Source organism: Anaerococcus sp. C0059F3 (genome assembly GCF_056590475.1).
The window spans coordinates 16,643-30,838 of the sequence record NZ_JBWPWE010000009.1; the positions used below are offsets into that span (position 1 = coordinate 16,643).

The window sequence follows — 14,196 nt, forward strand, 5'->3', positions numbered from 1 at the left end:
GCGGATAAAAGGAAGACTTTTCTTTGATATTTCAAGTATATTGCAAGCTTTTACAAAATTTTATAAATTATTGGTTTTTCTCCTTAATGAATTTTTTTATCCAAAATGTATAATAAGGTCGAGGTGAAAAATGATTAATTATTTAAAAGACCAGGGCATTAATGAGAATTTGATTGCCCTTTTAGAAGAATATAGACAAAAAAATGGCCTTGAAAATAACGACAGGATTATAAGGCCAGAGTATAAATACTATGGGAAAGATGTCTTAGAACAGGCAATTGCCGCCCTTTTGGCGGGGAAGAATATCCTCCTTACAGGGGCTAAGGCGACTGGCAAAAACGTCCTTGCTTCAAACCTTTCCTATCTTTTTAAAAGACCAACTTACAATGTTTCCTTCCATGTCAATACTGACTTTGCTTCCCTAATAGGAGCTGATACTTTCAAAAATGGTGAGGTGACTTTTAGGAAGGGGCCAATTTATGAAGCTGCTATTAATGGTGGTTTTGCGATTTTAGATGAGATCAATATGGCAAAAAACGAGGCGATTTCTGTCCTACACGCAAGTCTTGACCACAGGAGAATTATTGATATATCTGGTTTTGACAAGATAAATCTCGATCCAAACACCAGATTTATTGGAACTATGAACTACGGTTATGTTGGCACTCGTGAGCTTAACGAGGCTTTGGCATCAAGGTTTATGATTATAAATGTGCCAAATATTACCAAAGCCAATCTTGATTTGCTCCTTAAGGATAATTTCCCAACCCTCAAGGAAAAATATAGACAAGCTTTGATTGATATGTTTATTTCTCTACAATTAAAAAGCGAAAACAATGAAATTTCAACAAAATCTGTGGACCTTAGGGGCCTAATCGGGGCTATTGAAACTATGAAAATCGGCCTTAATCCATTTGACGCTATCAAAATGGGTCTGGTGAATAAGTCTTTTGACCAGTTTGAAAGAGACCTTGTCCTTGATTTGATAAAGACAAAAATTCCTGAAAAAATAGACGAGAGTGTCTTTGATGAGTGAGAATTTTGACAAGATAAGAGAATATAACATCATCTGGGATTTTGCGGAAAAATACGACTTTCTTCCCCAAAAATCCTATCCCATGGACCAAGTTTATAAAAATATGACCAGGGGTTTTGTAATTAAGACCTTTGATTTTGATGTTTTGGATTCATATTTTGAATATTTGAGGTCCGAAAGTCCCTTTTTCCCAGAATTTTCCTTTATTGCCAATCTCTTGATGGAAGATATTGCCTACAAGAGTCTTGCCAAGGACAATCTGGTTATAGATTCTTTGAGGAAAGATTTTGCAAAAAAAGCCCTAAGAAAATACAATTTCCACGAGGCGGACGACTTAAAAGAGCAAATCGAAAAGGCCTATTATGGGCAAATCTTAGGCAAACCTATCACTGAGGGTCCGTTTTTCAGGACAATTTATAGGGATATTTTTAAGATTTATGAACTTGATACAGGCAAACTCATTGAGAAATTAAACGGGGTTTTTAAGACCTATTTCACTTTTGAAAAGTCTAGGGAAAATGAATCCCTCCTTAAAGAGATGATTAAGGATAAAAAACCCAAGGACTTTAAAAATTCAAAGAAGGATGCCAAGGATTTCGACTTTTCTGATGACTTTATAAAGGACCAGTTTAACATTGGTTCGGCTGAGTTTACGGGAAATATCTACCTAGAAGAAAAAAATAAGGATATGGATAGGCACCTAATCCTCTTAAATGCTGATAAGGAAGGCTACCATGGAACAAATGAATTTATTGAAGACTTCTATGGCAAGTCGGTTTTTCCGGAAATGAGGGTCAAGTCCCTTGAGAAAAAACTCGCAACCGGGGTTCATTCTGGGAAATTTTTGTATTTTACCAAGGGAGTTTACACAGATAGTCCAAATGCAAAATTTTATAAGAAAAATAGGGACGAGGTTTTTGAGAAAAATAAGGATTATATTGAAAAAAATCTCGCCATCAACAATCGTTCCATCAAGGAACTTGCCCAGACTATTAAAAATTCTATAGCAAATTACGAAGATTTTTCTGAAGTATCTAAGGCCTACGGGATTGTAGACTCTACAAAGGCTCGGAAGGCCAGCGTCCTTAAGGATTTTAATATTTTTGATAATGTAGAAAATGACGACGTTTCGACTTTCAAGGTCGATCTGCTTCTGGATTCCTCAGCCAGCCAGAGAAATAGGCAGGAAATTATCGCAAACCAAGCCTACATCATAGAAAATGCCATGGATGAAGTGGGCATACCTATTAGGGTCATGTCCTTTTCGACTCTACGTGATCATACTGTTTTCAATCTTTTTAGGGATTACAACGAAAAACACAACAACAAGGAGATTTTCAAATATTTTGCCTCTGGATCAAACAGGGACGGACTTGCCTTTAAGGTTTTAAATGAATTAATTGACAAGACTAAGGACAATGAAAAACACATTGTAATAATCCTTTCAGACGGGAGACCAAATGACGAAAAGGCCAATATAAATACGGTAAAACTCCTTGAGAAGGAACAGTATGTCGGGGATGTGGCTGTGAAGGATACTGCCAAGGAGATTAGGAATATAAAAAACGAGGAAATCTCTGTATTGGGTGTCTTTACAGGAGAAGATGAAGATATAGAAAATGGCAAACTGATTTATGGGGCTGATTTTTGTAGGATTACGAGTCTAGAAAATTTCTCCAAAATTGTTTCGATTTTTATGAAAAATACCATTATGAAAATATAAAAAGATGGCAAGATTTCTCGCCATCTTTTTTAGTATCTATTTTTTCTATTTCTCTTTGCTACCCTCTTTGATTCCTCTTTTTTGTCAAAAAACTTGTGGTAGATTTGGTTAACTAGGTCCATGACTTCTGGAATCCTGGCTAGTAAAATTAGCAAAATATAAACAAGGCCTGCCACAATAATGGCTCCGAAAAGAGCGATTATATGGGAAATTTTACCAGCGAGCATGGTGTATGTGACATCTGCCAAAAAGGCCATAAGACCTGTTGCTAGGGCGATTTTCCCTAGGGATATTAAGGTCGATTTGAAATTAAAAGACCCAAAATTATCCCTAAATTTATAAATCATCATCATTGACCCAATGGCAGTTGAGACAACTGTTGCATAAGCTAGACCCTTGATGTCAAAATACTTGATCAAAACAAAGTTTAAGACGATATTCAAAACTTGTTGGATTACAACGATAATAACTGGAGTTTTGCTATCGCCAACCGCATAGAATCCCCTATCCACAACATCTGTAATGGATTGGAAAATGATATAAGGAGCGTAGGCTGACAAGAGGCTCGCAACGATTATTGTATCTTCGCTTGTGAAGGCCCTTCTTTCAAAAACAAGCTCAATTATTGGTCCTGATAGGACCATCATGCCGATGGTGGCAGGAATTACAAGGCTCATGGATGTGACAATAGCAGATGAGATTGATGATTTCATCTTTCCTATCTCTCCCGCCTGGCCCAGGTGGGCAATTTTGGGGAAAATAGCTGTTGTGACAGAAACTGTAATTACTCCTGTGATTAGGGTGAGCATGGTTTTTGAATAAAACAATTTTGAAATGGCAGCCTTGCCGAAAAAGTAAGACGCCATAGAGTTGTCTGCAATTATAGAAAGTTCGCCAGCGGCAGATGAGATAATTATTGGCACTGCCACAATCATCAGGCTTTTGACATACTTGTTATGGATATCTACAATTCTTTTGTGTTCATAGCCTGCTTGTCTTACGGCTTTTGGAAATAGGATGTATTGCAAAACATTTCCCAAAAGAGCTCCTACAATCAACAAATAAGGATTGCCTGTGATACCTGTAAGGACTGTGAAAATTATAATGACAATATTCATCAAGATCCCAGTTATAGCAGGATCAAAGAAATTGCCCTTTAAGTTTAGATATCCCCTAAAAATCGCAGAATAAAGATAGGCAAAGACTGCAAACATCATTATTCTTGTGTAGTTTGTCGCAAGGTCTAGCCATTCCCCCTCAAGGTCAGGGCTTAGGATTTTAGAAAAAGGTCTTGCAAAAACTATACCAAAAATTACCGCACCAAGGGCAAAGCGCATCAAAATATTAAATACATTTGAAGTAAATTCCTCTGCGGCTTCCTCGCCCTCTTCGTTTTTTGCTTTGTTATATATAGGTATAAAACCTGAAATAATACCCATTGCCACGAAGTTTGATACAACTACAGGCAGGGTGTTGGCTGTTGTATATACACTTTTTAGATCACCTGCTCCAATGTAATAAGCCATCACCCCTTCTCTTAAAAATCCGAAGACCTTTGAGATGATGGTTATTATCATGAGCATCAAAGTAGTTTGACCCATAAATTTCCTCTCTTATAAAGACTTTCCTATATTATATCTAAAAAATGTCCCATTTACAAATATATGGTTTTAGGAATTTCTCTTTCCTTTGATTTGAATTTTCTCATCGGCTATAGATAAGCTTGATAGGGAGTGGCTTACGAGAATAACTGTCTTATCCTGGCTCTCTTTTTTGATTGATTTTAGGATGCTTGCTTCGTTTAGAATATCGAGATTACTTGTTGGTTCATCAAAAAGCATGAGGTCAGAGTCATGAAGAAAGGCTCTAGCTATGCCAATTCTCTGTCTCTCCCCAGCTGATAAGGTCGATCCTAATTCTCCAGCCCTGGTTTCATAACCGTCTTTTAGGGAACTTATAAAATCGTGGATAGAAGCTTTTTTTGCCGCCTCTATTATTTCTGTATCTGTTGCATCAAGTTTTGCAAGTCTTATATTATCCTTTAGGCTGATATTGAAAATATAGGTGTCTTGGCCAAGAAGACTTTGCATTTTTCTTAGTTTTTCGCTTGGGATTTCCTTGATATTTTCGTTATTTATTCTTATCTCTCCCTGGTCCACATCCCAAAATCTTATCAAAAGTCTTAGTAGAGTTGATTTTCCAGACCCACTTTTGCCATAAAGTCCAAAAATCTTGCCCTTTGCAAAATTCAAAGAAAAATCTTCGAGGATTTTTTCATTTTCATAGGCAAAGGAAATCTTGTCTATTTCTGCAGATTCAAAATCTTCCTTGTTATTATCTCCCAAAACTTCGTCAACAATCGGTTCTTCTTCTAAAAGATCTAGGACCCTGTCCCCACTTGCAAGGGTGTGGGAGAGGATGTTGCCAAGGTTAGAAAGGGCAACGAATGGACCAAAGCTTGAAAACATGGCTATGGTTGGAATTATAAAGCCCTTTAGATCAACGATATTATTTTTATAAAGTAAGAGTGATAAAAGAAGCATTGCAAAGGAAAATCCTAGGATAAGGCCTCCAATTAAGGCTTCGGAACCTGCTCTTATTTGATCAAGTTTGTTGGCAGTTGTTCTTAATTTCCTAGATTTTTTCCTAAGGATAGAAACCTGCCTATCTTTTAGGTCAAATTGCTTAACCTCATCCATATTTCTTATAGTTTCAAGGACAAAAGAGTTTAAATCTCCAGTTTTATTCCTAAGATCAAGGCCCAGGCTAGAATTTTTCCTGCCTATTATCATAGAGCTTATTAGGCCAATTGCAACATAGGCTAAAAGGGCTAAGATGGCTTGGTAGATAGAAAAACTTCCTAGGAATATTTCCATTATAATTAAGTAAGTTATGGCAATTCCGATTGGTGAAATTGTGTGGGCGTAGAAAACTTCTAGCAATTCTATATCTGATGTAATCAAGCTTATGAGATTGCCCTTGTCCTTGCCAGCTAGTTTAGCTGGGGCGAGGCTCCTCATTTTTTTAAAGACAAGGTGTCTGATTTTGGCTAAAATTTTGAAGGCCAAATAGTGGTTGGCATATTGCTCGATATAGTGGAAAATCCCTCTTAGAATGGCAAAAACCACCATTAATTTGATTATAAAAATAGTTTTTCCGTCGTTTTGATAATTCGACAAAATCCCGTAGCCTGCAAGAATTGTTACAAAACTTGCACAAAGGTGGCCAAGGCTGCCTATAATGATGGCTATGGCCATAACTGGTTTTAATTCGCCAACAAGGCCTATCATATTTTTCATTATTGTAAGACCAGATCTCCTAGTTTTCATAGCTTACCCCCTTTGCATAAGAGCAAAGCTCTTCTTGTTTATCAAAGATGTTTTTATAAGACTTAGAATTTTCATATAGGTAGGCGTGGGTGCCGGATATTTGAATTTTGCCGTCTTCTAAGAAATAAATCCTATCGCTATTAACTAAATTTATTAGCTTATGGGAAATGATTAAAACTGCCTTTTTCTTGGCGAGTTTTTGGATTATATCCATAATTTTTGCCTCGTTTGGCCCGTCAATATTGCTTGTCGCCTCATCAAAAATATACAAAAGCCCATCAAACAAAAAGGCCCTGGCGAGGACAAGTCGCTGTCTTTGACCTCCAGAAAGGTTTGACGCATTTTCTAAAATCTCTGTATCAAGGCTTGCCTGGTCTTTGAAATATTCATATAAATTGACCTTTTTTAAGGCATCTAGCATTTGCTCGTCAGTCAAATTTTCTCCTGCAATTTTCAAATTTTCCCTGACGCTTCCCTTAAAGACCTTGCCATCAAAATCTACATTTATAATTTTTTTGTTAAGGCTTTTTGGATCGTAGGAATTTTTTTCAAGCCCATTTATGAGGATTTTTCCATCAAAGGAAAGGCCTGGGTCCTTGATTAACTTAGCTATTGTTGATTTTCCAGACCCACTTAGGCCGACAAGACTAACGAGTTCTCCATTTTTTATTTCAATATTAATATTATCTAGGATTTGTCTCCCACCATCATAGGAGAAATTCAAATTATCAAAGCTAAGATCAATTTTTTCACCTTCTAAGCTTTCTCTTCCCAAGTCCCTATCAAGGCTATCAATTAGGACCATGAGTTTGTTTGAAGCTGCAATACCATTCATAGCTATATGGAAATATGATCCGAGAAGTCTTAATGGAAGGAAAAATTCCGCAGCTAAAAGACTTATAAAAACAAGGCCAAAAATATTTATATCTCTTTGGCTAAATTCCACAAGGGCAACCCCGATACCAGCGGCAGCTCCACCATAGGCTATTATATCCATGACGGATGTTGAATTTAGCTGCATGACTAGGACTCTCATAGTCGCTTTTCTAAATTTTTCGGCAAAATCATCCATCAAGTCTTGCCTATAAGAATCAGCTCCGTAAGATTTTAATTCATTAAGGCCCTCAAGATTTTCTAGAAATATATCAGCAAGGCTCATATAGGATGTCCAATAAGAACCCAAAAGTTTTTTGGCAATTTTTTGGATTAGGATTATAGAAACTGGGATTAGGGGTAGGCAAATTAGAAGGGTAATTGCCGCAGTTTTGCTTATATAGGAAATACAGGCAAAAAGTATTAGGGCTGATGATAGGGAATAGTAAAGTTGTGGTAGATAGGATGTGAAATAAATCTCCAACTGGTCTACTCCCTCCACAGCTAATTGCAAAATAGCAGATGTTGGCAATTTTTCCTCAAAGTCTATCCTATCGTCCATGAGTTTTTCAAAGATGATTTTTCTCATTTTTTCCTTAATAAATTTTGTAGAGTGAAAAGAAATTCTTGTTACCATATATTGGCAAAAAAGTTTTATAGCCAAAAATAAAATCCCATAAAGGATGATTTTCACTAGGGAAATCTCCCCTATCTTTTGTCTAAATACTAAGGAAATAACCTGACTAAATATGCAAACTATTCCAATTTGCATAAAGAGGGACACATAGCGAAAAAGTAAATTTACATACAAATATTTTTTTGATCCCTCAAGCATTGCTAGAAGTTTTTTATTTACCATACTTACCTCATTTTTATTCTAATATTGTTAATAATATATTAATTTTATTTTATCATACGAAATAAAACTGTGCAATCGATTTTCAGTATCAAGGATACTTCAAATATATAAAAAAACTCGGACATTTTCACACAAAAAAGAGGAGCTTATAGCTCCCCTATATTATTTATTTTTGTAAAACGCTGTCGTTTGGTCTATCTTCTGTTGGGATATTTGTATTGTCTGCTGGTGATTTGAAGATTGATGCTGATGAAAAGTCCTTTACAGCCTTGGCTGATTTTCTAATATCAACAACTGTACCAGGGCCTCCAACGCAGCCCCCCATACAAGCCATTCCCTCGATTAGCTTGCCGTTCATCTTGCCAAGTTTTGCCATTCTAGCTAGTTTCACACAGTCAGCTAGGCCTTCTGCATTTTCCATATTTACTACTACATCAGGGTCGATTTCGTGGATTCTCTTTTCAACCGCTTGGGCAACACCACCACTTACAGCGTAGTACCTTCCAGTTTGAGAAGCATCCATAATATCGTCTTCTACTTCTATTTCAGCTGGCTCTATACCCTTAGCAAGGAGCATGCCTAAAAGCTCTTCGTAGGTAATTACAAAGTCAATAACTTCTGCAACTTCTGGTTCAAGGGCTTCAAGCTTTTTAGAAATACATGGTCCTATGAACACTACTTCGCAGTTTGGATCACGTTTTTTCATTTGCTTGCCTGAGTAAATCATAGGTGTAGATGACTCTGAAATCTTGTCGTTGATTTCTGGGAAATTCTTTCTAACCATTGATTTCCATGAGAAGCAGCAAGATGTACCCATAAATGGTATTTTGCCTGTTGGCACAGATTCTAAGAATTCATGTGCTTCATTCATTGTAGTAAGGTCAGCACCTAAACCTACTTCAATCATATCATCAAAGCCCAGCATTTTGACAGCTTCCCTGATTTGTTTTGGGCTTACATTTGCACCAAATTGGCCTACAAAAGATGGGGCTACTATAGCATAAACCTTCCTATCTGATTGGAGAGACTTGATTAATTGGTAAATTTCTCCCTTGTCTGATATAGCTCCAAATGGACAGGTTATTATACACCTACCACAAGCTACACACTTATCTTCATCTATTGATGCACGACCTAATTCATCTGATTTAATCGCCTTTACACCACAAGATTCGGCACAAGGTCTTTTTTGATGGTTTATAGCATTGTATGGGCAAGCTTCAACGCACTTGCCACATTTGATACATTTTTCTTGATCAATTATAGCACCCTTAGCTGTGTATTCTACTGCGTTTTTTGGGCAGACATTCACACATGGGTGGCCAATACAAGCGTGGCATTGGTCTGTAACTGTAACCTTATTTTCTGGGCAAGCCTCACAGGCAATTTTGATAACTGATACTAATGGTGGATGGTAGATTCTCCTATCAGCATCCATATCAGCAAGACCTTGTGTAATGGCTTCGGTTTTGTCAGCTGTTCTTGCGTCAAGACCTATACACATCCTTAGTCTTTCGCCCATTACAGCTCTTTCCCTGAAGATATTTTCCCTGTAAGATGCTTCTTCTCCAGGGAGGATATTATATACTTCTAAGCCTATATCTGTCAGTGGCCTATTCTCATAGGCAATTTTCGCAATTGCCTCGAAGGCCATCCTTCTTATGTTTAAAATATCTATGTACGATTCTTTCATTTAAAACCTCAACTAACTTTATCTTTTCTTATTTATTGGCTTCTTGCCTTCTCTTATCCCTATCAACTTTGATAGTTGCATACATTTTTTCCATAAGAACTTCTGGTTTAGCTTTGGTTATGTACTCGTCATCTATTTTTAAAATAGGTGATAATCTTTTTGAATTTTCTACTTCATCCATTATGTTCTTATAAACTATTTCGATTTCTGGCGCGTCGCCAAGACCATCTACTTCATAAGCAATTTCAACATCTTTCTTTACAAGCTCAGCGGAATCGTGTAAGTATTCATTACCGTGGGCTGTACATCTTGCACATGAACATATAGTTACCTTCATCTCAGTCTCCTTTTTATATTCTTACTATGATTGTATCAAATATAACGAAATATTTCAATATGAATTATATATAATCATCTACTGGTACTTCTATTATAAAAGTAGAACCCTCTCCTAGCTTGCTTTCTATGTCTAATTTAAAGCCAAGGGTATCGGCGATGTGTTTTACTATAGAAAGACCAAGACCTGTTGATTTTACCTTCCTGTCTCTTGATTTATCAACAACAAAAAATCTCTCAAAGACTCTTTTTATGTCTGCACTTGCAATTCCTATGCCAGTATCTTTTATAAAAATCCTAAGCGACCTATCTATAAGAATCGAAGAAATTTCAATAGAGCCGCCTTCCTTGTTGTATTTAATGGCATTTTCATAAATATTTGATAAAAGATCCACAAAAAGAGATTTGACTGTGTGAACTCTGAAAGAAGCTAAATTATTTTCGACTTTTATATTTTTCTTATCTGAATTATGCTTAAACTTATCGATAATAATATCCATCTCTTCCTTAATATCAAGATAAGATTTGGCTATATCAAGTCCTTTTTCATCAAGTTTTGATAGTCTTAGGATGTCGTCAATTATTTCAAGGAGCCTATTTCCCTCATCAAAAATTATCTGGGCAAATTTTTTAACGTCTTCTTTTTTTGCAATTCCTGTAGCAATGAGCTCTGCATAGCCATTTATAGATGTGAGTGGGCTTTTTAGTTCGTGGGTTACATTGGCAGAAAATTCCCTTCTCATAAGCTCTGCCTTCCTAGTTTCAGAATAATCAATGATAATTACTACAAAGCCCATGTTGCCATCGTCATAGATTGGATCGATGAAAATCTTTAGGTGGTAGGAATTTACATCAAGGGCCAGGCTTTTTGACCTGGATAAAATCCTAGCTTCCCTAAGGGCGAGCCTATATTCCTTATCGTCAATAAGCTTATCAAGCCTAACCTTCTCGTCTTTATTTAGAAAAACCTTGGCAGAATCATTCATGAGTTCTACCCCGCCCTTTGGATCAAAAACTATAAAGCCTTCTTCCATATTGGAAGTGATATTTTTTAGCTCTTTGATTTGCCTTTTTAGGATTGAAATATTTTTCTCAAGTTTGATATTTTTGTTAAGGAGCTTGCCGTAAATCTTGCCGACATCTTCAAAATCTTCGCCAATGTGGTCAAAGTCGTAGTATTTATCAAATTTTGAAATCTCTTTGGCATAGGTATCTAATCTTTTGTCGATATAAAGGTGAGAAGATACCAACAAAACCATTACAAACGCCCAAAATAAAAGGCAAAGTTTATATTCACTTGTATAAAAACCAACAACCACAGCAAGGATTGTCGCTATGGTTGTTGTAATAATCAATGATTTTTTAGTTAGCTTTTTCATATCTCTCCAAATTTATAACCTAGATTTCTTACTGTTGAAATGTAAGAACCAGCTTCTTTAAGCTTTGATCTTAGGCTTGCTATGTGAACGTCAACTGTCCTGGTTTCGCCCTGGTAGTCATAACCCCAGATTTTTAGGAGGAAATCTTCCCTGGTTATGACATTGCCAAGGTTAGCCATAAATAAGTTTAGCATTTCAAATTCTTTGTAAGTAAGGTCGATTTTTTCTCCATCAACCTTGACTGTTCGTTTTTTGGTATTAATACTTAGGTTTTTGTAGGTAAGATGATCGGCATCAACCTTGCTTACTCGGCGCAAAATAGCCTTGACCCTTGATAAGAGTTCAAGGATAGAAAATGGTTTAGTTATATAATCATCAGCCCCACTTTCAAGGCCCAAAACCTTGTCAAATTCATCAGTTTTTGCTGTAAGAATTATAACAGGAATATCAGAAAATTCCCTAAGGTCTTTTAGGATTGTGACTCCGTCTTTGCCTGGAAGCATGAGGTCTAAGAGTAAAAGTTCGCAGGGATTTTCCCTAATTTCCTTTACTATTGACCTACCATCCTCAAAAGTCTTTACTTGATAGCCTTTTTCTGTGAGTGCATAGGATACTAAATTTCTAATTGACCTATCATCTTCAACTACATATATCATTATAACCTCGTTGCTAAGTCTGCCACCCTGGCGAGCCTATCGCCAAGCCTTTCAAAATATTTAAAAAGTAAAATTTTATTCGATAATTCTAATGGACCTATCATATCATTTTTATTTTCGTCTGCCGCAAAGTTAATGGCATCTATAAATAGGTCGTTATTTATTTGGTCTTTTTCTATTGTGGTAAGGGCTAAATCCTTATTGTTGGTCATAAAGGCCTCTATACCATCTTCTAGCATATTTTTTTCATTTTCGATAAATTTTTTAAGAAAAACTATTTCTTTTTCAGAAAGACCATAGGATTTTAAAATCTCTGCTACGGAATTTAAGTGGCTTGCTATTCTCTTGAAAGTTGAGGCAAGTTTTATTTCCATTTGCAATAATCTCAAATCTTTAGCTACTGGTTGTTGGAGGGCCAAAAGCTCAAAGCAAAACCTCTCTATCCCAGATGCTCCCCTTCTTATATCGTCATAGAGTTCTATGACATGGTCCAAATTTTCATCGTTTTTATTATCAAGATATAGGTCAATCCTGTCATAGGAAATAAGGATTAATTGGCTTACTTCCTTACTCATATCCTTGATTGATCCCAAATCACTATTAAACCTAGTTCTCATTATCCAAACCTTCCTGTAATGTAATCTTCAGTCCTCTTATCAGCTGGATCTTCAAAAATCTTTTTGGTTTGATCCATCTCTATTACCTCTCCTGTAAGGAAGAAGGCTGTTTCGTCTGAAATCCTCGCTGCCTGTTGCATATTGTGGGTTACAATTACAATGGTGTATTTTTCCTTTAATTGATCCATCAAATCCTCTATGGCAGATGTGGATATAGGGTCAAGGGCACTTGTAGGCTCGTCCATTAAGATTATTTCTGGGTTTACTGAAAGGGTTCTCGCTATACAAATCCTTTGTTGCTGGCCACCTGAAAATGACAAGGCGTTTTGGTTTAGTTTATCCTTGACCTCATCCCAAATTGCAGCAGCCTTTAGAGAATTTTCTACAATCCCATCTAGGGTGTCCTTATCCTTGATACCGGAAAGTTTTGGCCCATAGGTTATATTGTCATAAACTGACTTAGAGAAAGGGTTTGGTGCTTGAAAGACCATGCCGACATTTCTACGTAGACTTACGACATCCACGTCTTTTTTATAAATGTCAGCTCCTTCTATTTCTATTAAACCTTCTATTTTACACGAATCAACAAGGTCATTCATCCTATTAAAACACTTAAGTGTTGTAGACTTACCACAACCAGAAGGTCCTATGAAGGCAGTCACCTTGCCCTTTTTAATATCCATATTTATTTTCTTAAGGGCCTTGAAATCTCCATACCATAGGTCTAAGTCTTTGACAAGAATGGCAGTACCCTTATCTTCTACATTTCTTTGGGCAATTATTGATTTATTTTTCTTATTTATTTGCTGGGCCTTTTTGAAGATGTCGTCTCCTAAATGTCCCTTATCTTTTATATTATCCATTATTTCTCCTAAGCTTTTACAATTTTTTTACTAATCTTTGCTGAGACAAAGTTTATTACGACAACAAAGACTAGGAGGAGGACTGCTGTGGCGTAGGCTTCATTAACATGGAAACCTTCTGAGGAAAGGACGTACATGTGAACTGCCATAGTCCTTGCAGACTTAAATAAGCCCTTTGGTATATCGGTATTTGACCCCATGGTGAAAATTAGGGCGGCTGATTCGCCTACAATCCTACCTGTTGATAAAAATATTCCTCCAAGAATCCCGTCCATGGCATCAGGGATTATGACCTTAAAAATCGTTTGAATCTTTGTGGCACCAAGGGCAAGGGAGGCGTGGGCTTGTAGAGGGTTAACTGTCAAAATCGCCTCCTCAGTTGTCCTTATTATGGTTGGAAGGACCATGATTGCCACTGTCAAACATCCTGCTAGGAGGGAATACTTCATACCAAGGCCGTAGCCTGTCCCTGATACAAAAAACAAATAACCAAAAAGACCATAAACAATAGAGGGAATTGATGATAGGATTTCAGTTGAAAACCTAACGGACTTTATAAGAAATTTATTTTTCGCATAGTTTGAAAGATAAATTGCAGTAAATATTCCTACAGGAAGGGCAATTATCAAGGTTAAAACTATGGTTATCAAGGTTGTTATAAGAGCAGGCATGAGGGAAACATTTTCTGTAGTATATTTCATTTCAAATAAGGATGGGCTAATATTTGGTATGCCCTTGATTAAAATATAGGCAATAATAATCCCCGCCATAGCATAGCCAAGGAGGGTTAGAACCATTATTAGCCCCTTATAAAATTTACTCATAAAAATCT

At 36.6% G+C, this 14,196-nt stretch carries 12 protein-coding genes; 2 read left to right on the forward strand and 10 right to left on the reverse strand.

Features of this window, described 5'->3' with window-relative positions:
• Positions 1-130 precede the first annotated feature (130 nt).
• Both AC1EJ5_RS06825 and AC1EJ5_RS06830 read left to right on the forward strand, forming a co-directional pair.
• Positions 131-1,036: an AAA family ATPase gene (locus AC1EJ5_RS06825; RefSeq protein WP_223417768.1), complete on the forward strand. Its 906-nt coding sequence runs from the start codon at positions 131-133 to the stop codon at positions 1,034-1,036.
• Positions 1,029-2,759 (forward strand): vWA domain-containing protein, encoded by a 1,731-nt coding sequence (locus AC1EJ5_RS06830; protein ID WP_308748929.1) that lies wholly within the window; start codon positions 1,029-1,031, stop codon positions 2,757-2,759. Before AC1EJ5_RS06825 ends, AC1EJ5_RS06830 begins: the two co-directional genes overlap by 8 nt.
• 29 nt (positions 2,760-2,788) lie before the next feature.
• Here AC1EJ5_RS06830 and murJ read toward each other — a convergent pair whose 3' ends face one another.
• The 10 genes from murJ to pstA form a co-directional block, all read right to left on the reverse strand.
• Positions 2,789-4,360, reverse strand: a complete 1,572-nt coding sequence (murJ, locus tag AC1EJ5_RS06835; protein WP_479815350.1) for a murein biosynthesis integral membrane protein MurJ — start codon at positions 4,358-4,360, stop codon at positions 2,789-2,791.
• A 69-nt stretch (positions 4,361-4,429) separates the two neighbouring features.
• The gene (locus AC1EJ5_RS06840) at positions 4,430-6,088 is read right to left on the reverse strand and encodes an amino acid ABC transporter ATP-binding/permease protein (RefSeq protein ID WP_479815352.1); all 1,659 of its coding nucleotides are present in this window, start codon (positions 6,086-6,088) and stop codon (positions 4,430-4,432) included.
• Positions 6,078-7,820, reverse strand: coding sequence for an ABC transporter ATP-binding protein/permease (locus AC1EJ5_RS06845; protein WP_479815354.1), 1,743 nt, complete (start codon positions 7,818-7,820; stop codon positions 6,078-6,080). Before AC1EJ5_RS06845 ends, AC1EJ5_RS06840 begins: the two co-directional genes overlap by 11 nt.
• A 166-nt stretch (positions 7,821-7,986) precedes the next feature.
• Complete coding sequence (locus tag AC1EJ5_RS06850) at positions 7,987-9,513, reverse strand: 4Fe-4S dicluster domain-containing protein (protein ID WP_479815356.1); 1,527 nt, start codon at positions 9,511-9,513, stop codon at positions 7,987-7,989.
• Between the two features lie 28 nt (positions 9,514-9,541).
• Positions 9,542-9,850, reverse strand: a complete 309-nt coding sequence (locus tag AC1EJ5_RS06855) for a hypothetical protein (protein ID WP_308748924.1) — start codon at positions 9,848-9,850, stop codon at positions 9,542-9,544.
• A 64-nt stretch (positions 9,851-9,914) separates the two neighbouring features.
• Positions 9,915-11,228, reverse strand: coding sequence for a sensor histidine kinase (locus tag AC1EJ5_RS06860; protein ID WP_308748923.1), 1,314 nt, complete (start codon positions 11,226-11,228; stop codon positions 9,915-9,917).
• Entirely contained in the window at positions 11,225-11,884 is a 660-nt protein-coding gene (locus tag AC1EJ5_RS06865) for a response regulator transcription factor (RefSeq protein WP_223417778.1), read from the reverse strand. Before AC1EJ5_RS06865 ends, AC1EJ5_RS06860 begins: the two co-directional genes overlap by 4 nt.
• Positions 11,884-12,501, reverse strand: coding sequence for a PhoU domain-containing protein (locus AC1EJ5_RS06870; RefSeq protein ID WP_348937596.1), 618 nt, complete (start codon positions 12,499-12,501; stop codon positions 11,884-11,886). The genes AC1EJ5_RS06865 and AC1EJ5_RS06870 overlap by 1 nt, the downstream gene beginning before the upstream one ends.
• On the reverse strand, positions 12,501-13,364 hold the full coding sequence (pstB, locus tag AC1EJ5_RS06875; RefSeq protein ID WP_479815359.1) for a phosphate ABC transporter ATP-binding protein PstB: 864 nt from the start codon (positions 13,362-13,364) through the stop codon (positions 12,501-12,503). Before pstB ends, AC1EJ5_RS06870 begins: the two co-directional genes overlap by 1 nt.
• An 8-nt stretch (positions 13,365-13,372) precedes the next feature.
• Positions 13,373-14,188: a phosphate ABC transporter permease PstA gene (gene pstA, locus AC1EJ5_RS06880; RefSeq protein ID WP_308748920.1), complete on the reverse strand. Its 816-nt coding sequence runs from the start codon at positions 14,186-14,188 to the stop codon at positions 13,373-13,375.
• Positions 14,189-14,196 lie beyond the last annotated feature (8 nt).